Below are 22,784 nucleotides of genomic sequence, written 5' to 3'. Positions count from 1 at the left end.
TATCACTGCGTCACAAGTTCATGCTCTTCCAAAAATTTCGTATTAAACTCACCTTTTACAAAATCAGGATGATCTAGCAATTGCAAATGGAACGGGATTGTTGTATGTACGCCTTCAATGACAAATTCACTAAGTGCGCGCTTCATTTTTGCAATTGCCTCTTCACGTGTTTTTCCGTGAACAATTAATTTAGCAACCATCGAATCATAGAAAGGTGGGATTGAATATCCCGGATATACAGCTGAATCGACGCGAATACCAAATCCTCCTGGTGGTAAGTACATTTCTACTTTACCTGGAGATGGCATAAATTTTTTGGCAGGGTTTTCCGCATTAATTCGACATTCAATTGCCCAACCATTAAATTGTACTTCTTCTTGCTGTAACGATAACTTTTCTCCTGAAGCAACAAGAATTTGCTCTTTAATTAAGTCCATTCCCGTTACCATTTCAGTAACCGGATGCTCAACCTGAATTCTCGTATTCATCTCCATGAAATAAAAGGTTTTCGTTTTATATTCATAAATAAACTCAACCGTACCAGCACCTGTATAATCAACCGCTACCGCCGCTTTAACTGCCGCTTCACCCATCTGCTTGCGAATATCTTCATCAAGTGCAGGTGATGGACTTTCTTCTAGTAGTTTTTGCAAACGGCGCTGAATTGTACAATCACGCTCTCCTAAATGAATGGCATTTCCGTGTGTATCTGCCATTATTTGAATCTCAACATGGCGGAAATCTTCAACGTACTTTTCTAAGTATACACCAGGGTTCCCAAAAGCGGTACTAGCTTCTTGCTGTGTAATTTGAATTCCTTTTATAAGCTCTTCTTCATGGCGTGCAACACGAATACCTTTTCCGCCGCCACCTGCAGTCGCTTTAATAATAACTGGATATCCAATTTGATTAGCAAGCTCGATCGCTTCTTCGGTATTTTTAATAATCCCTTGTGAACCTGGTACAATCGGAACCCCTGCTTCTTTCATTGTATCACGAGCAACGTCTTTTGTGCCCATCTTTGAAATAGCTTCTGGACTTGGACCGATAAAAATCAAGTTACATTCACGGCATAATTCTGCGAAATCTGCATTCTCTGCTAAAAACCCGTATCCCGGATGAATAGCATCGCAGCCTGTTAACTTCGCAACGCTAATAATGTTCGTCAAATTTAAATAGCTTTCTTTCGAAATCGTTGGTCCTACACAATACGCCTCGTCTGCAATCTGTACGTGAAGTGACTCTTTATCTGCTTCTGAATAAATTGCAACTGTTTCAATATCCATTTCTTTACAAGCACGAATAATTCGTACAGCAATTTCCCCACGATTGGCTATTAATACTTTTTTTATCATCACAAAGACTCCCTTATTACGCTTTTACAAGAAATAGCGGTTGTCCATACTCAACAAGCTGTCCGTTATTAACAAGAATTTCAACAATTTCGCCCTCTACATCAGCATCAATTTCGTTAAATAACTTCATAGCCTCGACAATACACACGATAGAATCTTTCGATACTCTATCCCCAACACTTACATATGGAGGTGTATCAGGCGAAGAAGAAGAATAGAATGTACCTACCATCGGTGATGTGATTTTATGTAGGTTTTCATTTTGAACAGCCTTCTTCTCTTCTTGTTTTGGCGCTTCTGCTTGTGCTGCTGCTACTTTCGTTTCAACTTCAACAGGCGCTACTGGTTGCATAGCTTGTTTTGCTGCAGGTGCTTGCACAGCAACAACTTCATTACCACGCTTTTTCATTTTGATTGTTGTACCGTCTTTTTTGTATTCAAATTCATCAATATTAGAGCTATCAATTAATTTAATTAATTCGCGAACTTCTTGAATTTTAAACATGTAAAATCCACTCCCATACTCTTGTTTGTCCCGTTTTTACAGATTCTCGTCACGAAAACTAGATTGACTGTAAAAATACGATGTATTCTATTAGAAAATATATTTCATTAACTAATAGAAATATTTACTATTTCCATCTTACGATAAATTTTTTAAACATTCCAATTTATATTTCTTTATAATAAATCGAAACTCCTGTAAAAATATTATTCCAATAAAAATTTAATACCTAGTAATAATACCAAGTTTCACACGAAATTGGCAAGACCACTTCTTAAAAAACATTCACTACTTTTTCAAAACGTTACACAGCAAACATGCCATTCCCTCTTCACTCTTCACCACACCTATAGTCAATAACATATTTTTACCAAATATTTTTTTTTGTTTACACACCGTTCATCATTCCTTCATATAAGAATAGTATGTTCAAAGTGTAGAAAATATATTGTGTCGAGGTGTGGAAATATGATATGGCTCATTCTCTTTTTACCTGCTGTAATCGTTTGGGCATGCGTTCTTTGCATCCACGTCAAATCCGGAAAAAGTAATCATCAGTACCATGAACCATTAATCTTTTACTCACAACGTGTTTCTCCATTCCGAGCTGAACATAATAAAAATAATTACAAAGACGCAATAGAAAAAAGCTATCGAAAATGATAGCTTTTTTCTATTCACACGTACTTGCATACTCTTTTTACTATTTGCATACCCTTTGCTTAGTAAAAGATAATAATCCGTAGGGAAATCCCTACGGATTAAAGTTTCACTTATTTCGCTGGTGGATCAAATTTCACACCTACATCTTTTGATCCGCCTTCACTTCTTACAAGTTGAATAATTTTATTTGCTTCTTTCTGTGAATGTTTTGCCGCTTTAACCGTTACTCTAATATCAGTACCATCAGCTCTTACAAGAGCATCTGGATATCCTCCTTGAGATTTAATTACTGTCTCAAGTAATTCTTGCTTCGTTTCCATTGTCGTAATGGCATCAAAATTTTCTTTCGCTTTATTCTTTTCTGTTGCTGAAGCTTTTGTTGAACTCATCACTTCTTGTAATTTTGCTTTTTGTTCACTACGCTGATCTTCCATTTGCATACGTAAAGCTGTGAAATTCTCATCACTTGATTGAACTGATACATTGCCCTCTTTTTTACTTGTTTCTTTTTTTGCATTTTCTTTTTTGTCTGTTTCTTTATTTGTTGTTTCTTTGCTTGTATTTTCTTTTTTCGGAGTTTCTTTAGGCGCTTCGTTTGTTACTGCTTTATCAGTACCTTGTTTTTCTTGTCCAATCTTTTCACCTGTTGCTGGCGATGCTGTATTCATTTTGTCAGGAGTTGTCACGTAATACACAGATAGTACAACAACTAAACTTAACATCGTTAATAACCAAACTGTTTGTTTTTTTAACACTTTATTTCCTCCCTATCAATTTTTCGGTGAAACTGAAACGCGATGGGCCGGTACATCTAGCAGCCTTATCACAGCTTCTTTTACCATTGCTTTAACTTGTATATTATCCACTCCCTTTGCTACGACAAGAACACCACGTACTTTCGGCTTCTCTGTTCGTAAAACAACAGGAGTTTCTTTATCCCCTTCACGTATAATGACAGTCTTTTCATCAAGAGACTCGTCCTCTACTTCTCTCTTACCGCCTGTTTTATCTGTTTCACCTGTTGTTTGTGAGCGTTTCACTGTATTTTTTTCTAAAATTTTTTCTTCAGATGAATCTAAATTCACTTTAATCGTTACGTCTTTTACTCCTGCTATTTCTTCTAAAGCAGTTTTTAATTCTTGTTCATACGCTTTTTCATATTTTTCTACATTTGACATACTATCATTACTTTTTTGTCCGAAAGTTGGTACGTCTTTTTCTTGGTTTTGAGTTTTTTGTTCTTTAAATACAGGTACTTCTTCTTTTTTACTTGAAAAGAGACTACTAGAAAACATAAGCAAAATTCCAAGTATGAGTAGGACAAGTAAAAACTTAGGTGTTACCTTTTTACCCTTCTCGTTACTTTCTTTTTGATCCCCATTCAATAAGTTTCGAAAAAATGAGAACTTCGAATTTTTATCTTTATTGTCCATTTACTCTACCTGTCCTCCCTTCCATTTGAACTTGGATTTGTTTACCCTCTAGTTGCCACCTGCTTGAAAAGAAATCTTTCATTTCTACATTCGTTTCTTCCACTTTTTTTGGAGGCTCTTTCGTGTTAATTTCAATTGGCTTTACTGTTTCGATTGCATCATTTTTACTACGTTCTTTTTCTTTCAACGTCACAACAACAGATTGAATATCTTTCGCTGACTTTACTTCTTCTATATTTTCTGCTGCGACTATTTGTATTTCAGAGACAGCCATACCATACTTTTTCTCAAACTCTTTTCCTACTTCTTTTTTCATTTTGGTAGCCATCTCTTCTAAACTATATGCACGTGTTAGAGCTTGTATTTCTTTTTTCTTCGAATCTATTGAATTTTTTACAGATCCTTCTGCTACGTACTTTTCTTCATTAAAATTTGCAATTACTTCATTTACATCTGTCTGCAATAGTTTAAAAAGGGGTGTTAAAATTAATACGACTAACAAAAGACTTACAACAAATTTAACGTATTTTTGCAAATTCGAATTTGGAAGAATAAGATGAAGCATTGTCGCTAAGAGCAAAAAAACGATAATATTTCTGATCCACTCTGTAACAAATTGCATACTCTTCACCTCCTACCGCATCATAAGTGTAATATTCCCCGCAGCAATAATAATTGTAATACTTAAAAAGAACATAAATGATACGATAGCTAAGCAAGCAAATACGTAAATGATGCTTCTTCCAATAATGTCTAAACATTGAATAATTGCTCCGCCGCCAACCGGTTGTAATACTGCTGCTGCGAATTTATAAATAAATGCAATACAGAAAATTTGAATCGCAGGAAAAGCAACAATTAAGCATAAAATGACGAGCCCAATAATTCCGACTGTGTTTTTCAATAATCCTGATGCGCTAATAACAGTATCTGCCGCTTCCGTAAACATCCTTCCAACTACTGGAATGAAGTTTCCTGTTACAAATTTAGCAGTTTTCACAGCTATGCCATCAGCAACGGCTGTCGCTGTTCCTTGTACAGATAATACCCCTAAAAAAATCGTTAAGAAGATACCGATAATCCCAACGCTAACGTTTTGCAGAAGCTTGGACAATTTTGTAACTTTATATTGATCACTCATTGTACTTACAATACTTAATATCGTTGCCAGTAATAAAAGCGGTAGAACGATATAATTCATAAGAAGCCCGCTTGTATTCATTAAGAAAATGATAATCGGATGAAAGAAAGATACAGATACAACCCCGCCACCAGTCGCTATAAGCGCCAATAAAATTGGCAATAGCGCTAATATGAAATCTACCATTGTTTGTATCGTTTCTCTTGCATATGTCATAACGACATAAAAACTATTTAAAGCAAAAATAATAAGTACCATATATACAACAGCATCAGCAATTTTACTTACACTACTTTTTGAAAAAGCGGATTGCAGTGATTGCAACAATGCACTAAAGATTGTGAGCATAATGAGTGTGCCAAGCAGTTTTCCATTAGCTGCAAGCTCATGAAATAAATATTTTAATAACCCTATCATCCACTCTTTTAGAGAGAATTCTTTTTCTCCCTTTACAAACTCCATAAAACTCCCTTTTTGACTCTCTGGCAAATAGCCACCATATTTTGTAACAAGCCCGTCCCAAAATTGCTTCACATCTTCAATTCCGAGCTTATCCAATTGTTGATCAACGACGTTTGTTTCTACAGGAGAAGCTTGTACAACAACCGGTAAAGAAAAGAAAAGGAAGCAAGCAAATAGCAGCTTAGCTCCAAACCTCCTCAACATTCACTCCCCCTTATCCCGTCGGTAAAAATCCGAGAATAGTTTCAATTACAACCGTCAAAATAGGAATTGCCATAACGAGAATTAAGATTTTCCCAGCAAGTTCAATTTTCGAAGCGATGGCACCTTGACCAGCATCTTTTGTAATTTGAGCTCCAAACTCGGCAATATAAGCAATTCCAATAATTTTTAGTAACGTTTCCACGTAGACGTTGCTAACTTTCGCTTCACTCGCTACTCTCTCAATCATTTGTAAAATAGAATGAATTTGATCGATTAAAATAAGAAACATCACGCTACCTACGAACACAATAAATAAAGATGTAATACTAGATTTATGCTGGTTCAAAACAGCAGCTAAAAACGTAGCAACGAGGCCTAATCCGACAATTTGTATAATTTCGATTCGAACCGCCTCCTTTACTGGAAGAGAAAGACACTTTTAATCTTGTCGAATAGCGTATTAATTAAAAATGCAACATGAAATAAAATGACGACAAAACCGACAAGGATAACCCAATTTGCAATATCCTCACGCTTCAATTCTTTTAGTACAGTATGAATGAAAGCTAAAACAATGCCGATTCCGGCGATTTGAAATATTAATCCAACATCAATGGACATCGCCTTTCTCCCCCCTATAGCAGTAAAATTACAATAAGTAGCCCTGCTAGTACCCCTAAGCTCTTAATCATTTTTTCGTATTGCAGTTGTAAAGCTTTCGCTTCCTCTTCTTCTCTCTCCAAATGTGTAATACATAAGCGAATATGTTTTTGTTGTGATTCACGATCATGTTGCCCTAGCGTTTCACCAAATTGCTGCAGTATTTCATACTCGGTTTGTTGAAAAGCCGTCAACTTCCAATTCTCTTTCAAACTATCTATCCAAGCTTCCCTTACTGTTTGTTCTCCACTTTCTAGTTTTTTAGCGAAACTTTGAAATATCCAATTTAATGGCTTTGGCATTTGTTTAACTAATCGCTCGGCAGCCTCAGATAAAGGTGTGTGTCCATACATAATTTCTGCCTCTAATGATTGAAGTGCTGATTTTAATAACCTAAGTTGCCTCGGTCTCTCACTGTATCTTTTAGCGTACGAAAACCCGAAAAAGGTGCTGACCGCAACGATTAACACTGCACCAAATATTTTCACCATACGCCCTCAGCCTTTCTATTTGATAACACTGGTTTTCCATATTTATCTTTCACCTGCATAACCGTTCCTGGACCCCTCGCTTTTGACAACTCCACAAACCTATCAAATATACCAAGCTCTAGCACTGCCTTGAGCGATGGACGTCTCACAACATCCTCATAGGAAAATCCGTGTGCGCTTATAAAAAGCTGGACACCTGCATGCACTGCCTCCATAATTGCTTCACTATCTTCTTTACGGCCAATTTCATCTACGATCAAAATATCAGGACTCATAGAACGAATCATCATCATCATTCCTTCTGCCTTTGGACATGCGTCTAACACATCGACTCGGGTACCAAAATCATATTGCGGGATCCCTTTCACACAACCAGCAATTTCTGACCGTTCATCAACGATCCCCACTTTACAGGAAGGAATTTCCGAAGCACTTACCCCTTGACTCATGCAACGTGCTACATCTCTTAAGAGTGTCGTTTTTCCCGTTTGGGGAGGGCCAATTACCATCGTGTTTAACCACCTTTTTTCATACAAATATGGCAAAAGCGGTTCAGCAATCCCTTTTTTTTGACGAGCAATACGAATATTAAAGGAAGAGACATCACGAATCATTTTCACTGCGCTTTTTTCTGTAATGACTTTTCCTGCTAACCCGATTCTATGCCCTCCGCGAAGCGTCACATACCCACGTTTTAATTCCTCTTCCATCGTATAAATTGAGAATTGACTTAACTTATTCAATAAGTAAATAGCATCCTCTGCAGTAGTGATATAGTCATAAAAAAACACCTTTCCGTGTGCAATACACTCTAGCGGCCTTCCAATTCGAACACGAATTTCCTCTAAAGCATCGTATTGCTTACATTCTTCAATTAAGTACTTCATCGTTTTTGGTAAAACTTCTAATACCTCTTTCATCGGCTTCTCCCCACTATACTCGACTTACTATTTCAGTAATGCGATAAAAATACAGCAAATTCCAAGCGCTAGAAAAAAGAGCTTCAAGAAAGAAATTTCACTTGCTACACTCGCTATCCCAATTGTCATTGTTAAAATTAATACGGTAGGTCCAACAAACGCCAACATACCATTTATAAACAACGCTTTCTTCGCATCATTCACATAAAGCATAAGCAAAGCAGCAAATATCTCCGCACTACCTGAAAATAATCGAAGTGCCCCCATAACAAGCACGGATGTTTCCATTGCCGCTAGCCACTGTTTCATTCTTCCACCTTCTCCCGTAACAGTTACTAACTTCGTATTCTAAAAAAGAATATATTTGTACAACCATATGCAGAGGTTGTCTATTTCAGAAGTAAAAACATAATTTTTCTCTAAATTCTGAATTACAATCTGAATATTCATATTATTTCATGGTATATTATGGTATATTTAGTTTAAAAGAGGTTTAAACCATGCAGCACGTCACTTTATTACCACTAGATTTATGCTATACAAATGTGATTTTCGAGCTATCAAGTGATCCACATATAAAAAATGCATTGGGGATAACGGTAGAAAACATCGAAGACACGAAAACATTTCTTCTTTTCGCAATAGACGAAGAGCGTCAAAAGAAATCCTTATCGAGAATGATTGTGAATGAAGAAAATGAAATAATTGGCCTCACCACACTTAAACATATTAATAATGAGAAAAAGCAATCTCACATTGGTAGTTGGCTCGGCTATCCGTACTGGGGAAAAGGCTATAACGAGGCTGCTAAAAAAGAAATCTTTAAAATCGCCTTTTTAGACTTACAACTTTCCTACGTATTTGCTGGTGCTAAAACGAATAATATCCGCTCTTTAAAAGCACAAGAAAAACTACCTTATATTTCATTGCATGTGGAAAACAAGTTTCCAGACGAACACGCTGCACTAGAGAAAGAAGTAAAGTCACCTTGCTCTTTGCATGTCGTGTCACGTGAAAATTTTTTAAATTGGTTGAAATTACAGAATGAGGGGGAAAAATATGAAGGCATTGAAAGTTAGTTTAACCGTTGTAGTAGAATTAGCTCTTATTTATCTTTTTTCATTATTGGTCGGTTGGTCATTTATAGAGACCTTTTTCCTTGGTAGTTTAGCAATATTTGCAATTATGTGGTTAATTATTATGAGTAACCATAGAAATAACATTACAGATCACGCAATAAGTAAAACATTAACTGGCGTTGAGACTGGCGAAATAAAACCATTTCAAATTGTTTTGACTCCATCTATTATGGGTACTCTTTCACTTGTTTTAGTCAGTTTTATAATAACAGCTATTTACTATCTACCCTATTTCCTATAAAAAAAGCACTCGTGAATTATCACGAGTGCTTTTCTATTATGCACGAGAAACGTATTTACCTTCACCAGTGTTGATGATAAGCATTTCGCCTTCGTTAATGAAGATTGGTACTTGTACAACCAGACCAGTTTCTAATGTAGCTGGTTTTGTTACGTTAGAAGCAGTATCACCTTTAATACCAGGCTCTGTTTCTGTAACTTGTAATTCAACTGTGTTTGGAAGTTCAACACCAAGTACTTCGCCTTGGTAAGTCATGATTGCTACTTCCATGTTTTCTTTTAGGAATTTAAGCTCGCGCTCGATTTGTTTTTCACCAAGTTCGATTTGCTCATAAGTTCCGTTATCCATAAATACGTGAGCCTCACCGCTTGCGTATAAGTATTGCATACGACGGTTTTCGATGTGTGCTTTTTCTACTTTCTCACCTGCACGGAATGTTTTCTCTTGAACAGAACCTGTGCGAAGATTACGTAGTTTAGAACGAACGAATGCAGCACCTTTACCTGGCTTTACGTGTTGGAAATCAAGTACTTGCCAAAGGGCATTGTCCACTGAAATTGTTAAACCTGTACGAAAATCGTTTACTGAAATCATGTAAAAAAATCCTCCTGTGTATTACAAAATAATAAGTTCTTTTGGTGATTTCGTAATTACTTCATTACCTTCACTTGTCACAATGATATCATCTTCAATACGTACGCCGCCAATACCTGGAATATAAATACCTGGTTCTACTGTTACAGCCATACCTGGTTCAAGTACTGTATGAGAACGGAACGCTAAACCTGGTGCTTCATGGATTTCAAGACCTATTCCATGACCAGTAGAGTGTCCAAAGTATTCACCATATCCTTTTTCCGTTATGTAGTCACGCGTTAGCGCATCAGCCTCGCGACCTGTTAAACCAGCTTTAATACCGTTCACACCACGTAGTTGTGCTTCTAAAACGATATTATAAATTTCTTTTAATTTATCAGATGGTTCACCGACTGCAATCGTACGAGTAATATCAGAGCAATATCCTTTGTAATAAGCGCCGAAGTCTAATGTAACGAAATCTCCTGTTTCTATCACTTTTTCAGATGCCACGCCGTGCGGTAATGCCGAACGAAGACCTGAAGCAACGATAATATCAAACGAAGAAGATGTTGCTCCTTGTTTTCTCATGAAAAATTCAAGTTCATTTGACACTTCAATTTCAGATACTCCCGGGCGAATGAATGATAGAATATGCTCAAAGGCAGCATCTGCAATCTGTGCAGCTTCCTTTAATATCTTAATCTCTGAATCAGTCTTTATCAAGCGTAACTTTTCTACAAGTCCAGAAGTCGGGATAAATTCAGCATCAATCGCTTCCTTATGCACTGAATAAGAACTATATGTAAGAGTATCTTGCTCAAAACCAAGTTTTTGAATTCCAAGCTCTTTCACTTGCTTTGCCACTTCATCAATGATCAATCCTGCGTGCTGTACAACCTCATATCCAACCGCTTGTTTACTTGCCTGCTCGACGTAACGGAAATCTGTAATAAATTGAGCACAATCTTTTGAAATAAGAACAACGCCTGCTGTTCCTGTGAAGTTAGCCATATATCTACGACTATGTTCATTTGTTAACAAAATACCGTCAATACCAGCCTCATCAAATGCACTTCGTAATCTTTCAATTTTCTCCATTACTTTATGCCTCCCTCAATTTCTCCATTAATGCAAATAACGCTAACTTATAGCCATAAAAACCAAATCCTACAATTTGACCTGCACAAACAGCTGCCGTCACAGATTCATGACGGAACGATTCACGCTGATGAATGTTAGAAATATGTACTTCAATAACAGGAATCGAAATGCTCGCAATGGCATCACGAATCGCATAGCTATAATGCGTAAATGCTCCCGGATTTAAAATGATCCCTTCATATATATCTTCCGCTTCATGAATAATGTCGATAATGGCACCTTCATGATTCGATTGGAAACATTCTAACTCCACTCCCATTGTTTCTGCTTCTTGCTTCATATCTGCTTCAAGTGTCGTTAGCGTGCCCTTTCCATATACATTTACCTCACGAACACCGAGGCGATTTAGGTTAGGACCGTTTACGAGGAGTAACTTTTTCATATTCTTAAAACTCCTTAATATTAAATATCTATACAATATTTTAACATAGGAGTTACTTATTTGAATAGTTCGTCTTCTCTTACCCTTCTTGTTCTGCTTTATTGCTATTTACTGCGTAAGAAACAGAATATGCTATAAACACACCATACAATATAAAAATACATATTGTCGTCACAATTGTCTCTTTTGGTAAATGGAGCGCACTTTTAATAACAGGAGCCATTAAACCCATCCCCAAAAACAGTAGTGCCCACCAAAATAGCCCATAAATAATTCCCGCTATAATCCCTTCAAACTTTGCAAAAAATGCTTTATACAAAAAGGCAATCAAAATTGAAAGAAGTCCCATACACACTATTCCGAACACATTGCCCCATACACCCTCTTTCCAACTTCCAAACGCAAATGGTAAAAGGAAATAATTCGGGCCCGCCTCCGTGAATGAAAATATATGAAGGAAATACCATATCCCGCCCCAAAAGATTCCACCAAACAAACCAATCTGCACAAAATTCCTTGTTCCTAATTGTTCTTGACTCACATCGACACCTCCGCTCAATAGTATGCCCGAAACTATTTTGAAGCATGTTTAAATCCTGCGAAATTTGTCTATAAAAAGAATAAGAAATGTCCGACTCTCATAACATTTTCCCTTGTCATCTACTTGTATTTGCCGATAAAATAAAGGAAACTCGGTGATTGTCTTATTTCAAAACGACAGAACCCAGTATGACAATTGCCTCTTTTTCTACATAAGAGAGAAACAAATACAGGTTGGTGTTAACATGGCAGAAGATTCAAAACAAATATATGGCGGGCAAGCGGTCATAGAAGGAGTTATGTTTGGCGGTAGAGAATATACTGTTACAGCGGTTCGTCGTAAAGATAAATCGATTGAATTTTATCGATTACCACGCGTTCGTAATAAAGTACTATCTACCCTAAAAAAAATTCCATTTTTACGAGGGATTGCCGCTATTGTGGATGCAAGTGCGAATGGAGCAAAGCATTTAAACTTCGCTTCAGAACGATTTGACGTCCACCCAGAAGATGATGAACAAATTGCAAATAAAAAAGAAGAACAATCAAAATTAACGATGGTATTAGGAGTTGCAGCTGTTGGCGTTTTATCTTTTATATTCGGTAAAGTCATTTTCACAGCAGTTCCTGCACTATTAGCTGAATTAACAAGACCGATTTTCCCGTCTCATACTGGGCAAATCATTGTCGAAAGTGTCATTAAGCTCATGCTATTATTGAGCTATATATACTTTATTTCTTTAACCCCACTTATTAAGCGGGTATTTCAGTATCACGGTGCAGAGCATAAGGTAATCAATGCTTACGAGAATAACCTTCCTCTGACTTTAGAAAACGTTCAAAAGCAAACTCGTCTCCATTATAGATGTGGCAGTAGCTTTATTATATTTACAGTCATTATTGGAATGTTCGTTTATTTCCTAGTCCCTACAGATCCTCTTTGGGCACGAGTTATAAACCGAATTTTATTAATTCCAGTTGTACTTGGTATTTCTTTTGAAGTATTACAATTTACAAATCGATTACGAGATATTCCCGTATTACGCGTACTTGGATATCCTGGATTATGGCTACAACTATTAACAACGAAAGAACCAACAGATGATCAAGTGGAAGTAGCAATTGCATCGTTTGAAGAATTATTACGTTTAGAGAACAAACAATAATTATTTAAAAATGGTGTTCAACTCCTTTCCTCATCGTTAATATACTAATTTTAATATACGTTTTTAGGAGGTGTCCCTTATGAACGGTCGTTCGTTTACTTTCGCTATATTTGTGCTTATTATCGGATTGGCAATATTCGGCCTTGTTTCATCTGTTATTACAAATCCCATGGGTGTATTAAGAAATATTGGGTACATGTTACTTGTTGTTGGTATCTTTTACTTGCTATACAAGATGTTTACAAATTCCAGTGGTTCTGCAAATTCACAAAGCTCATATAAGCGTGCGGCAAAACAATCGAACCGCAAACATGGGAAACAAAATGTAGCACCCCTAGGCAATTCTTTCTTTAAGTCAAATACTTCTAATGACAAAAGTAAAAAAGGGAATTCTTCCACTTTGAAACGAAAAAGAAAACAGTCTCATTTAACTGTCATTGAAGGCAAAAAAAGCAAAAAGAAAGACCGTGCTTCCTTTTAGGAAATACGGTCTTTTTTTATACTTTGAAGCACTTCTTTTAAACTTTTCTCTCTCATACTTTCAATTCGAAGATGATGATTTTCAAATGGTAAATTCCGTGTCACATCATTAGGTACCACAACGCACGTTAATCCCGCTGCAACTGCTGCTCTCAATCCATTTAATGAATCTTCAAATACAACAGCTTCAGACGGCTTAATTCCTAATTCTTCTATTGCAACTCGATAAAGAGCTGGATCTGGTTTTACCTTCTCAACATCTTCTCTCGTTTTAATTACTTCAAAATATTCTCGAATTTGTAGCTCTTCTAAAAAATGAATAACCCATTCTCTAGAAGAACTAGAAGCTAGTGCGATTTTTAATCCCATTTCTTTCGCTTCTTCTAAATATTCTTTTACCCCGTCACGAGCTTCTGGTATTCTCATTTTCTCTTTATGTAAAGTTGCCACTTTTTCTTTTAATGCACTTTTGTTAAACTTCTCTTTTAATTGATCATTTAAATATGTATAAAGTACCTCATCTGTTGTTCCAATGCATTTCGCAAATTCCTCTAAAGGTAGTTCCCCGCCGTATTCACGAACAGCATCTCTGAAAGAGTGAAACCATATCGTTTCTGTGTCCACAATTAATCCATCAAAATCAAAAATAATTGCTTTCATAATTCTCCCATCCTTTTCGAATTGAAATAAAAAAGGAAACGCCATACGTTCCCCTTAATTACTTTTCTCTTCATTTGCTCTTTGAACACCACGAAGTGTTTCCACTCGGTCTGCATCTTGTTCAAAGTATTCCACTAAATCACCAATGCGATCAATTGCTTCCCAACTTAAATGATGTTCGATTCCTTCTACATCATTGTAAATTTTACTTTCATCCACACCGATAATACGCATAAATTGTTCTAGCAAGTCATGACGATATACGAGACGTTCTCCGATTTTTTTACCTTTTGTTGTTAATACAAGCCCTCTATATTTTTCATAAATTAGATATTCATCTTTGTCTAATTTTTGCACCATTTTTGTTACAGAGGATGGATGTACACTAAGCGCTTCAGCAATATCAGATACGCGGGCGTAACCCTTTTCATCAATCAACAAATAAATTTGTTCAATATAATCTTCCATACTAGGGGTAGGCATCGGTTTCCTCCATCCAAGTTCATTTTGCTTATTCCGTACGAAGCAATCAATAAAATGATACACCAGAAAGAATAACGTGACAAGTTGAAAACGAGCCTAAATATATAAAACAAAAAAGAATCTGTATTTGCATACAGACCGCCCTTAAGTAAAATATTGTATTTCTGCATTAGGAAAAAACTCATTTATATAACCTCTTATCGTTTCTTCCAATACTGCTGCATCATCCTTTTTATATACATATTTTCCGATGGTTTTGGAAAACGATGCTGAATCAATTCAAGCGTTAAATTTGGTATCGTCATATCTTTGTCGCTCAAATAGTTTACGGTTCCTTCTTCCCATTCTTCATGCATTTAAATTGGCGCAACTATAAAACCAAGTGGATATTCAAGTGCCTTTCGTTCAAAGTAAACGAGCTTTGGCATAAATGGTCTCATATGCTTTTCGCCCTCTCGTTAGTATGGGGGACATTAAAGTTTCCCCCCAGTAACTTGCGTTGCAAGTTACTGGGGGTTATAATTTGGATAACAGCTACCTTGCAACGCAAGTTACCTGAGTAAAAGGTGGTGAAATCATGCACAGCCAAATGTTAAAAGGTGTACTAGAAGGTTGCATCCTATACATCATTTCACAAGAAGAAGTGTACGGATATGAACTGAGCACAAAATTAAATAAACATGGCTTTACATTCGTAAGCGAAGGAAGCATCTATCCGTTATTATTACGTATGCAAAAAGAAAAATTGATCGAAGGCACATTAAAAGCTTCCTCACTCGGTCCGAAGCGAAAATATTATCACGTAACCGATAAAGGGCTAGAACAACTTGAAGAATTTAAAAAAAGCTGGGGAATGGTTTCTACTACGGTAAATAACTTATTACAGGGGGAGTGATAGGGATGAATGCACAAGACATGATTGAATTGAATAATAAAAAACGTGAGCTTCTAACTTCCGAAAACGAAATTGCTTATGGTGATATGCTAGTATATCTTCGGTTATCTAATGTACCCGAACATCAAGTAGAAGAACTTTTGTTAGAAATATTAGATCATCTTATCGAAGCACAAGTAGAAAATAAAAATGCTTATGACATTTTTGGTGATGACTTACAATCTTATTGTGATGAACTTATATCAGCTTTACCAACCCAAACAAAGTTAGAAAAAACTTCTTTAATTGGATTTTCTGTTAGCTTAATTCTTGCTATACAGTTTGGCATAAATGCAATTATTTCATTTTTTATGTTTCTCTTTGAAAAAAATAATACATTATCAAGTCCGCCTTTTAGCATCCTTGGAACTACTTTGTCTGTTTCAATAATTATACTAGGTATACTATTTATTTTATATTTATTAAAGCGTTACTCCTTTGATCAGAAAATGAATTGGAAAAGAAGAATTCTATTTGGATTCGCATTTGCTACTCCATTTTGTTCCGCTGTATTCTTAAATATTTATTTCCAAAAGCAACCTTATCTCATTTATCATCTAACCTTTTGGCAAAATGCTTTAATCGCTATCCTATTTTACGTTTTATATAAATTACTATATAAAAAATCAAATTTTTAACAGCCCTTCAAAAGGCTGTTTTTTCTTCTGTCTAATTTTACAAATTGAAAAATTTCATAAAGAAAATAAGAAAAATGCAAAATAATTAAAGTTAATTGTTGACGTGATGCTTTTATTATCGGTATCATAAATCTTCGTGAGCAATTATTTTTCGTTATACGATTTTTTTATTATTACTGAATTTTTGAGAGGAGAAATTAGATGTCAGTTAAGAAGAAAACGCAAGTACGCACCGGCAAAATGGTACGTGAACTAATGTTAGCAGACGAAGATGTAAATGCTTCGCTAATTATGGTATATAGTGAAAACGGTGTAAACGCAGAAATTAAAATCGAGGGCTTAACGCCGAAATGTAACGAAGAATTATTTTTGAGCGGAAACGTGGATTGGAACAAGAGTGTTATTTATAAAATTGTTGATTTCACTGGAAACGCTGAAGTTGGTAAAGTTACATTAACAGCGATGAACAAAAACAATGTTTCTCTAGAAATTGAACGCGTTATGTGGAGTAAAGAAAATAAAGAAGCTGCCGAGCAAGAAGAAACACAGGTAGAAGCAGCACCGAAAAAAGAAGTAGTTGTAGAAGCTCCAAAAGCAATTACGCCTGCTCCTAAGCCTGTTACGCGTGTGGAAACACCTGCTATGGCACCTAAGCCTACTCCGGTACCGACACCGAAGCCAGTAAGCGTAGAAGCAGCTGTAGAACTAGTTACTCCAGCGCCTGTGAAAAAAGCAGTCCCTACTCCAGTTACAAAGCAAGAGACAGCACCGGTTGCTCCTGCAAAACCGAAGCAGCCTGCTTTGACTGAAACAAATTCAAAACTACAAGAAAATTATGTTAAACTCGTGAAAAAGACAATTGAAGTTTGTCAAGATTACGAGCTTGGCATCGACATAGATGATTCTATTGAAAGCTTAAAAGAAGAACTACAAAGCCAAGGTATTAGCGTTACATTTGACAAAGAAATTATGGACGTTGTAAGTCGCCTTCGTTCTTTACAAGATAAAGGAATCAAAGTAGAAAAAGTACTTAATTTACTATAAAAAAATAAGAGGTGGCTATCGCCACCTCTTATTTTTTATAATTCCACTCATTACTTTCATACTTTTCTTTCGCTAACGTTTGAACTTCATGTAACTGTTCTTCTGTTAATTCATATGGAACAAGTTCTACATCCAATCCTTTTTCAAAGCCAACTTCAAACGCTTTAATTAACTGTTCTATCGTAAATGTACGGTCTGTTAATTCATTAATTGCTACTGCTTTAGAAGAGAACATACTCTTCATACGTTCCTTCACACGTTCATTTGGGAATAAAAATAGATCATATAGTTCATCTAAATCAATTTCTAATGGAATCGATCCATGCTGTAAAATAACACCTTTTTGACGTGTTTGAGCACTACCAGCAATTTTTCGTCCTTCCACTACAATTTCATACCAAGATGGTGCATCAAAACATACGCCTGAACGTGGATTTTTTAAATTTTCACGATCTGCTTCTGTTTTTGGAACTGCATAATATGCTTCTAACCCTAATGCCTTAAAACCATCTAATAAACCTTGCGAAATAACACGATACGCTTCTGTAACTGTTTTCGGCATATTCGGATGATCTTCAGACACAATAACACTATACGTTAGCTCTTTGTCATGTAGTACACCCCTGCCGCCTGTTTGACGACGAACGAATCCATATTTCTTTTCGTTAACTACATCCATATTAATATCTTTTTCAACACGTTGAAAATACCCAACTGTTAATGTTGGTACTTCCCATTCATAAAAACGAATTGTTGGTGGCATTTTCTTTTCACTTTGCCAATTTAATAAACATTCATCTAACGCCATATTAAATGCCGGTGAACATTGACCAGAGTTAATATAACACCATTTTTCTTTTCCCATCCTGCACCTCATATAACCAATTATTTTTCACATTCTCTAGTCTACCAAATTCGACAAAATTTGTGAAAGAATACGAAATTTCTTCTTATATGCAAATGAATCTGTTGCATAAATACATAAGGGCATTATAATATTGAAAGTAGGATAAGAAAAAAGGGAGCGATAGAATCGTGTCAACAACTTGGATTATTTTATTAGCCGTAATCGTAGCATTTATCGGCTACACTGTATGGATGTACTTCTATCAGAAAAAATTAATTAAAACTCTTACAGAAGAAGAATTTCGCGCTGGCTACCGTAAAGCACAGCTTATCGATATTCGTGAAGCAGACGAATATAACGCAGGGCATATTTTAGGTGCACGTAACATTCCGTTATCACAAATTCGCCTTCGCCATAAAGAACTTCGTCAAGATCAACCTGTTTACTTATATTGCCAAAGCGGATTCCGTACAGGTCGTGCAGCGCAATACTTAAAAAAACAAGGCTACAAAGATTTCTACCAATTACAAGGTGGATTTAAATCTTGGACAGGCAAAATTAAAAAGAAATAATAACATACAAAAAACTAGCTGAATAAATCAGCTAGTTTTTTCATTTCATCTTATTCGCAATGTATAATAAATTCTGCTTGATTACCTTTTCATCGTTCTCTTCTACATTCCGATACAGCAGTTGATATTCAATTCCTTTCTCTTTCCATATAAGCGTAGCAAATTCGTCACCACGTTCATAATCATCTTTATTTTTAAAATAAGCAGACGTTCCATTATTCAGTTTCATTTGTTCTTGAAATCGCTTCTCTTCCACAAGATCCGGAAAACTATAAGGAAAGTTCGCGACATTTAACTCAATATACTCATTTCTACCTGACTCCTTCTGTTTATATTTAATCGTTAAGACAGTGTTCTTTTTCCCAAGCGTTCTTACTTCCCCCTTCACATCACTTGTAATGTCGTACGGTAAAAACGTTGGAACTTTAAACTTCACCGAAAAATATTTTGGAAGTTCCTTTAGCGGAATAGGATCCGTAACACAATCCATAGCTCCTCCTGTTGTTCCCACAAAGTGTTTTTCTTCTTGCATCGTTTGCTGAAACGAACACGAACTAAGCATGAAACTAGAAAACACGAAACAAATGATTCTTTTTTTCAATTTGTTTCCGCCCTTTCATACCGCTCTCTTAACGAACGAAGCGTTGATATTCTCTTCATATTCGCTTTGTCACCAAACTCCACCTTTGAAAACTTTCCACGTTATTCTCACACATTTTGACAACACTTTTTGCAAACAAAAAAGACCCCTATCATTCTTACGCCCAAGTGAAAAGGTTACGCGAATAAAAAGAAGTCTTATTAATACCATAGTTTGTGAAAAGCTTTTCAGGTCAAGATTTTTTCTTTCTTATTATTTTCCCTTTATAATAAGGGAAAGAGGTGATACATATGGCCAATATAAAACAAATTGCTAAAACTGCTGGTGTATCGATATCAACTGTTTCTCGTGTCCTGAATAATCACCCTTACGTAAAAGAAGAAAAGCGTAAGCGTGTTCTAGATGCTGTTGAAGAATTAAACTACGCAAAAAATATAAATGCTGTCCATTTAATAAGAGGGAAAACATATACAATTGGCGTTATGCTTCCTTTCATTAACCTCCCCTACTTCAGTACGATTATTGAAGGAATCGGAAACGAAGCGTTAGCTGCCGGATATCACATTAATTTATGTCAAACGAATTACGATAGCATTGAAGAAATTCGTGTTCTTGAAATGATGAAAATGAAACAATTTGATGGGATGATTATTTGCTCCCGAACGAGCTCTTGGGAACAAATCGAACCTTTTGCAAAATTTGCCCCTATTATTTCATGTGAAAAAATGAAGCATCCCCTCATTTCATCCATCTACGTAGATCATTATGAAGGTTTCCGTCTCGGTACTGCCTATTTACTAAGTAGAGGCCATGAAAAAATCGGAATTTGTTTAGCAAGAAAAACAAGTGTAAATTCCATGGAGCGCGAAAAAGCGTTCGCCGATACACTTCGTAACGAAGGGAAAACGTTGCATCCTGAATGGATTTTCCACCAATGCTATACAATGCAGGACGGAGCACAAATACTCCATCATATTTTAAATATGAAAAATCGTCCAACTGCTATTTTCACAGCGAACGATCAAGTTGCAGCTGGTTTATTAACAGAGGCTCGAAAACATGGTATTCGAGTACCTGAAGACCTTGCTATCCTTGGATTTGATAATCATGAAATTTCAAAGGCATTAGAAATTTCCACAATTGAACATCCCGGTCTCGCAATGGGCTCACATGCTTTTTCTTTATTCCATAAGCAGATCCAAAGCGAGCAAATTGTCGGCAGTGCAAAAGAACTTTCATTCCATTTAATTGAGCGAGAGACTGTCTAAAAAGAGCGTTACCTATAATGCTCTTTTTCAGCTCTTCACCTATTGACATTATATTTTTCATCTCATATAATGAACCTAACGAACGGTAGGTAGGGGATGAAAATGACAGCAAACCGCATTAAAGCTGTAGCACTTTCTCATTTCGCACGCTACGGCTATGAAGGAACTTCATTGGCAAATATTGCTCAAGAAGTTGGGATTAAAAAACCATCGATTTACGCACACTTTAAAGGAAAAGAAGAGCTATATTTCATATGCTTAGAATCTGCTCTTCAAAAAGATTTGCAGAGCTTCACAGGCGATATCGAAAGCTTTTCCAATTCGTCCACTGAAGAATTGCTTTTAAAATTATTAAAAGGGTATGCAAAACGATTTGGTGAAAGTGAAGAATCAATGTTTTGGTTACGAACTTCTTATTTTCCGCCTGATGCATTTCGCGAACAAATTATTAATAAAGCAAATGTACACATTGAAAACGTCGGAAAACTTTTATTCCCTGTATTTAAAAGAGCAAGCGAACAAGATGAGCTGCATAACATTGAAGTAAAAGACGCCTTAGAGGCTTTTCTATGCTTACTCGACGGTCTTATGGTTGAACTATTATACGCAGGTTTAAATCGTTTTGAGACACGTTTAGACGCTTCTTGGAAAGTATTTTGGCGCGGACTTTCAAACTGACGGATTGCCCTTTGCAATGCGTCGTTTTTAAGCCCTTTACCTAACGACTGGTAGGAAGGAGAAATGACATATGGCATGGATTTATGTAATCATCGCTGGTATTATTGAAATCTTTTGGGTGATTGGACTAAAAAAAGCAGAGGCACCACTTGAATGGGCTGGTGTTGCTCTATTAATTACAATTAGTTTCGTCTTATTATTTAGAGCTTATAAAGATTTACCTGTCGGCACTGTATACGCAGTCTTTACAGGAATCGGAGCTGGTGGAATCGTTCTTACAGAGATTTTCATCTTCGGAGAACCTTTCTCTATCGTAAAAGTTTTATTAATCGGTTTAATCTTCTTCGGAGTAATTGGTTTAAAACGAGTAACAGAAGAAAAAGAAGCGAAGGAGGCCGCATAAAATGGCTTGGGTATTTCTAATTCTAGCTGGTATTTGTGAAATTATTGGTGTACTCTTTATGAAAGTAGCCACTGAAAAGAAAGGCTGGGCACCAAAAGTTATTTTAATCGCTAACTTCGGCGTAAGCTTCTTCTTCTTATCTCTTGCGATGAACACATTACCGATGGGAACTGCTTACGCAATTTGGACTGGAATCGGAACTGCTGGAAGTGCACTTCTAGGCATTCTCATTTTCCGAGAATCAGCGGATTGGCGTCGTCTTGCTTTCTTAAGCTGCATTTTATGCGGCGCTGTTGGCTTAAAACTATTAAGCTAACGTGAGGTGAATGTCATGTGGAAAGAACAAGGAAAGAAAATATTAGCATGGATCACACTTTGTATCGTCATTCTATTACAAATAAGTTTTCATATAATAGAATCATTGTTTCATAAAGTATTATCCATTCTCACATTCCTTCCTAACATGACACTTGAAATTATATCGATTGTTTGGTCCATTATCGCCTCCATTGCAATCGTCATTATATGGAGTATCGCCAAACTATGGAATAAGTTATTTAAAAAGGACAGTACTTCTGAAAAAGAGTAACTGTCCTTTTTTATATTCATTCAGACTTTCTGTAGAAGTTAGATGTGATAAGACAAAACAGACCAATTATAACAATACTTATACCAATTCCTTTATGCAAATTAGGAATTGGTGATGGTATATCTGAGTAAAAATTTGCTAATACGAGACCAATTGAAAATAAAAATATCCCTATTCTATATAACCATTTTCTTTTGTTCATCATTCTCCCCTCCTAAAACTTTTTATACACTCCTTTCTTTTGGACATACTACCTAAAAAGGAGTGGATAATATGCAAAATTCCGTACATAAGCAAATTCTATTTTTATTTTTCCTCTTTCTCATTCTCGTTATCGTTTTCAGCTTTATATTACATACTCCAAAAGATGTTGTACCAAGTAATCTCTCTGTTTATAAACTTTTACTTTCCTATTATCGTTATTGAAGAAGGTGCCTTTTTGAAATTTCCCCAAGAAAAAAAGACCAACATTTTTGAACTGAACCCAAAAAATTAGACAAATATATTAAGCAGCTACTAAGGATTGAACTCTGTATTGCACAGGG

Annotated in this window: 34 protein-coding genes and 1 pseudogene; 14 read left to right on the top strand and 21 right to left on the bottom strand. The window is 36.0% G+C overall.

Going from position 1 to position 22,784, the window contains the following annotated elements:
- Positions 1-2: 2 nt before the first annotated feature.
- Together accC and accB are read right to left on the bottom strand one after the other, a co-directional pair.
- Positions 3-1,355 (bottom strand): acetyl-CoA carboxylase biotin carboxylase subunit, encoded by a 1,353-nt coding sequence (gene accC, locus QO049_RS09110; RefSeq protein WP_000592870.1) that lies wholly within the window; start codon positions 1,353-1,355, stop codon positions 3-5.
- 16 nt (positions 1,356-1,371) lie between these two features.
- A complete protein-coding gene (accB, locus tag QO049_RS09105; RefSeq protein WP_000472859.1) occupies positions 1,372-1,860 on the bottom strand; it encodes an acetyl-CoA carboxylase biotin carboxyl carrier protein in 489 nt (162 codons plus the stop codon).
- A 468-nt stretch (positions 1,861-2,328) separates the two neighbouring features.
- On the opposite strand from accB, the gene QO049_RS09100 reads away from it, so the two are divergent.
- On the top strand, positions 2,329-2,523 hold the full coding sequence (locus QO049_RS09100; RefSeq protein ID WP_246961198.1) for a DNA recombination protein RecO: 195 nt from the start codon (positions 2,329-2,331) through the stop codon (positions 2,521-2,523).
- Between the two features lie 110 nt (positions 2,524-2,633).
- Here the strand turns inward: QO049_RS09100 and QO049_RS09095 are convergent, their stop codons facing one another.
- The 9 genes from QO049_RS09095 to QO049_RS09055 are packed head-to-tail and all read right to left on the bottom strand — an operon-like array spanning position 2,634 to position 8,143.
- Complete coding sequence (locus QO049_RS09095; protein ID WP_000914710.1) at positions 2,634-3,278, bottom strand: SpoIIIAH-like family protein; 645 nt, start codon at positions 3,276-3,278, stop codon at positions 2,634-2,636.
- Positions 3,279-3,293: 15 nt separating this feature from the next.
- Positions 3,294-3,956: a stage III sporulation protein AG gene (gene spoIIIAG / locus QO049_RS09090; RefSeq protein WP_000368890.1), complete on the bottom strand. Its 663-nt coding sequence runs from the start codon at positions 3,954-3,956 to the stop codon at positions 3,294-3,296.
- Positions 3,946-4,578, bottom strand: coding sequence for a stage III sporulation protein AF (gene spoIIIAF / locus QO049_RS09085; protein WP_001161033.1), 633 nt, complete (start codon positions 4,576-4,578; stop codon positions 3,946-3,948). Before spoIIIAF ends, spoIIIAG begins: the two co-directional genes overlap by 11 nt.
- Before the next feature lie 12 nt (positions 4,579-4,590).
- The gene (gene spoIIIAE, locus QO049_RS09080) at positions 4,591-5,763 is read right to left on the bottom strand and encodes a stage III sporulation protein AE (RefSeq protein ID WP_000946110.1); all 1,173 of its coding nucleotides are present in this window, start codon (positions 5,761-5,763) and stop codon (positions 4,591-4,593) included.
- A gap of 10 nt (positions 5,764-5,773) precedes the next feature.
- Positions 5,774-6,157 (bottom strand): stage III sporulation protein AD, encoded by a 384-nt coding sequence (gene spoIIIAD, locus QO049_RS09075; protein ID WP_077393170.1) that lies wholly within the window; start codon positions 6,155-6,157, stop codon positions 5,774-5,776.
- 23 nt (positions 6,158-6,180) lie between these two features.
- Complete coding sequence (gene spoIIIAC, locus QO049_RS09070; RefSeq protein ID WP_000020914.1) at positions 6,181-6,384, bottom strand: stage III sporulation protein AC; 204 nt, start codon at positions 6,382-6,384, stop codon at positions 6,181-6,183.
- A gap of 14 nt (positions 6,385-6,398) precedes the next feature.
- A complete protein-coding gene (gene spoIIIAB, locus QO049_RS09065) occupies positions 6,399-6,914 on the bottom strand; it encodes a stage III sporulation protein SpoIIIAB (RefSeq protein ID WP_000238702.1) in 516 nt (171 codons plus the stop codon).
- Entirely contained in the window at positions 6,908-7,834 is a 927-nt protein-coding gene (spoIIIAA, locus tag QO049_RS09060) for a stage III sporulation protein AA (protein WP_246961201.1), read from the bottom strand. Before spoIIIAA ends, spoIIIAB begins: the two co-directional genes overlap by 7 nt.
- A 27-nt stretch (positions 7,835-7,861) precedes the next feature.
- A complete protein-coding gene (locus QO049_RS09055; RefSeq protein WP_000816050.1) occupies positions 7,862-8,143 on the bottom strand; it encodes a YqhV family protein in 282 nt (93 codons plus the stop codon).
- A 191-nt stretch (positions 8,144-8,334) separates the two neighbouring features.
- On the opposite strand from QO049_RS09055, the gene QO049_RS09050 reads away from it, so the two are divergent.
- Positions 8,335-8,913 (top strand): GNAT family N-acetyltransferase, encoded by a 579-nt coding sequence (locus tag QO049_RS09050; RefSeq protein WP_001164984.1) that lies wholly within the window; start codon positions 8,335-8,337, stop codon positions 8,911-8,913.
- Positions 8,894-9,214, top strand: coding sequence for a hypothetical protein (locus QO049_RS09045; protein ID WP_000645695.1), 321 nt, complete (start codon positions 8,894-8,896; stop codon positions 9,212-9,214). The genes QO049_RS09050 and QO049_RS09045 overlap by 20 nt, the downstream gene beginning before the upstream one ends.
- 36 nt (positions 9,215-9,250) lie before the next feature.
- On the opposite strand, the gene efp is transcribed toward QO049_RS09045, so the two are convergent.
- From efp to QO049_RS09025, 4 genes are all read right to left on the bottom strand, one after another.
- Entirely contained in the window at positions 9,251-9,808 is a 558-nt protein-coding gene (gene efp / locus QO049_RS09040; protein ID WP_000626516.1) for an elongation factor P, read from the bottom strand.
- 21 nt (positions 9,809-9,829) lie between these two features.
- Positions 9,830-10,891 (bottom strand): Xaa-Pro dipeptidase, encoded by a 1,062-nt coding sequence (pepQ, locus tag QO049_RS09035; RefSeq protein WP_087948559.1) that lies wholly within the window; start codon positions 10,889-10,891, stop codon positions 9,830-9,832.
- Between the two features lie 4 nt (positions 10,892-10,895).
- Positions 10,896-11,336 carry a type II 3-dehydroquinate dehydratase gene (aroQ, locus tag QO049_RS09030; RefSeq protein ID WP_000735147.1) on the bottom strand — a complete coding sequence of 147 codons (441 nt, stop codon included), beginning with the start codon at positions 11,334-11,336 and terminating at the stop codon, positions 10,896-10,898.
- 79 nt (positions 11,337-11,415) lie between these two features.
- The gene (locus QO049_RS09025) at positions 11,416-11,877 is read right to left on the bottom strand and encodes a YqhR family membrane protein (RefSeq protein ID WP_000076880.1); all 462 of its coding nucleotides are present in this window, start codon (positions 11,875-11,877) and stop codon (positions 11,416-11,418) included.
- A 244-nt stretch (positions 11,878-12,121) separates the two neighbouring features.
- Between QO049_RS09025 and QO049_RS09020 the strand changes: the two genes are divergently transcribed.
- Positions 12,122-13,042, top strand: a complete 921-nt coding sequence (locus QO049_RS09020; RefSeq protein WP_246961207.1) for a DUF1385 domain-containing protein — start codon at positions 12,122-12,124, stop codon at positions 13,040-13,042.
- A gap of 79 nt (positions 13,043-13,121) precedes the next feature.
- Positions 13,122-13,523, top strand: a complete 402-nt coding sequence (locus QO049_RS09015; protein WP_001014463.1) for an SA1362 family protein — start codon at positions 13,122-13,124, stop codon at positions 13,521-13,523.
- On the opposite strand, the gene QO049_RS09010 is transcribed toward QO049_RS09015, so the two are convergent.
- The 3 genes and pseudogenes from QO049_RS09010 to QO049_RS09000 form a co-directional block, all read right to left on the bottom strand.
- Positions 13,520-14,182 (bottom strand): HAD family hydrolase, encoded by a 663-nt coding sequence (locus QO049_RS09010; RefSeq protein WP_025966333.1) that lies wholly within the window; start codon positions 14,180-14,182, stop codon positions 13,520-13,522. The genes QO049_RS09015 and QO049_RS09010 overlap by 4 nt on opposite strands.
- 54 nt (positions 14,183-14,236) lie before the next feature.
- Entirely contained in the window at positions 14,237-14,665 is a 429-nt protein-coding gene (gene mntR / locus QO049_RS09005; protein ID WP_048655612.1) for a transcriptional regulator MntR, read from the bottom strand.
- Between the two features lie 144 nt (positions 14,666-14,809).
- Positions 14,810-15,054: pseudogene (locus tag QO049_RS09000) on the bottom strand (spore photoproduct lyase family protein); the annotation flags it as partial.
- A gap of 188 nt (positions 15,055-15,242) precedes the next feature.
- On the opposite strand from QO049_RS09000, the gene QO049_RS08995 reads away from it, so the two are divergent.
- The 3 genes from QO049_RS08995 (at position 15,243) to QO049_RS08985 (ending at position 17,281) form a co-directional block, all read left to right on the top strand.
- On the top strand, positions 15,243-15,560 hold the full coding sequence (locus QO049_RS08995; RefSeq protein ID WP_000556081.1) for a PadR family transcriptional regulator: 318 nt from the start codon (positions 15,243-15,245) through the stop codon (positions 15,558-15,560).
- Between the two features lie 5 nt (positions 15,561-15,565).
- Positions 15,566-16,237: a DUF1129 family protein gene (locus tag QO049_RS08990; RefSeq protein ID WP_246961210.1), complete on the top strand. Its 672-nt coding sequence runs from the start codon at positions 15,566-15,568 to the stop codon at positions 16,235-16,237.
- A gap of 201 nt (positions 16,238-16,438) precedes the next feature.
- Positions 16,439-17,281, top strand: coding sequence for a hypothetical protein (locus QO049_RS08985; protein ID WP_000111900.1), 843 nt, complete (start codon positions 16,439-16,441; stop codon positions 17,279-17,281).
- Positions 17,282-17,309: 28 nt separating this feature from the next.
- Here QO049_RS08985 and QO049_RS08980 read toward each other — a convergent pair whose 3' ends face one another.
- Positions 17,310-18,146: a lipoate--protein ligase family protein gene (locus QO049_RS08980; RefSeq protein WP_000514081.1), complete on the bottom strand. Its 837-nt coding sequence runs from the start codon at positions 18,144-18,146 to the stop codon at positions 17,310-17,312.
- A gap of 170 nt (positions 18,147-18,316) precedes the next feature.
- Between QO049_RS08980 and QO049_RS08975 the strand changes: the two genes are divergently transcribed.
- Entirely contained in the window at positions 18,317-18,700 is a 384-nt protein-coding gene (locus QO049_RS08975) for a rhodanese-like domain-containing protein (protein ID WP_000108653.1), read from the top strand.
- A gap of 40 nt (positions 18,701-18,740) precedes the next feature.
- Here QO049_RS08975 and QO049_RS08970 read toward each other — a convergent pair whose 3' ends face one another.
- Entirely contained in the window at positions 18,741-19,277 is a 537-nt protein-coding gene (locus QO049_RS08970) for a DNA polymerase III subunit delta (protein ID WP_246963090.1), read from the bottom strand.
- A gap of 314 nt (positions 19,278-19,591) precedes the next feature.
- Between QO049_RS08970 and QO049_RS08965 the strand changes: the two genes are divergently transcribed.
- The 5 genes from QO049_RS08965 (at position 19,592) to QO049_RS08945 (ending at position 22,239) form a co-directional block, all read left to right on the top strand.
- The gene (locus QO049_RS08965; RefSeq protein ID WP_001273979.1) at positions 19,592-20,569 is read left to right on the top strand and encodes a LacI family DNA-binding transcriptional regulator; all 978 of its coding nucleotides are present in this window, start codon (positions 19,592-19,594) and stop codon (positions 20,567-20,569) included.
- Between the two features lie 96 nt (positions 20,570-20,665).
- Positions 20,666-21,247: a TetR/AcrR family transcriptional regulator gene (locus tag QO049_RS08960; RefSeq protein WP_002005730.1), complete on the top strand. Its 582-nt coding sequence runs from the start codon at positions 20,666-20,668 to the stop codon at positions 21,245-21,247.
- 70 nt (positions 21,248-21,317) lie between these two features.
- Positions 21,318-21,650, top strand: coding sequence for a DMT family transporter (locus tag QO049_RS08955; RefSeq protein WP_000312339.1), 333 nt, complete (start codon positions 21,318-21,320; stop codon positions 21,648-21,650).
- Position 21,651: 1 nt separating this feature from the next.
- Positions 21,652-21,966, top strand: a complete 315-nt coding sequence (locus QO049_RS08950; protein WP_000312623.1) for a DMT family transporter — start codon at positions 21,652-21,654, stop codon at positions 21,964-21,966.
- A gap of 15 nt (positions 21,967-21,981) precedes the next feature.
- Positions 21,982-22,239: a DUF3975 family protein gene (locus tag QO049_RS08945; protein WP_000265427.1), complete on the top strand. Its 258-nt coding sequence runs from the start codon at positions 21,982-21,984 to the stop codon at positions 22,237-22,239.
- 16 nt (positions 22,240-22,255) lie between these two features.
- Here the strand turns inward: QO049_RS08945 and QO049_RS08940 are convergent, their stop codons facing one another.
- Positions 22,256-22,444, bottom strand: coding sequence for a hypothetical protein (locus QO049_RS08940; RefSeq protein ID WP_246961213.1), 189 nt, complete (start codon positions 22,442-22,444; stop codon positions 22,256-22,258).
- Between the last annotated feature and the right edge of the window lie 340 nt (positions 22,445-22,784).

Source organism: Bacillus sp. RB3, assembly GCF_030164735.1.
In the GTDB taxonomy this organism is placed as follows: Bacteria; Bacillota; Bacilli; order Bacillales; family Bacillaceae_G; genus Bacillus_A; species Bacillus_A cereus.
This window is presented reverse-complemented; position numbering and strand designations above follow the sequence as displayed.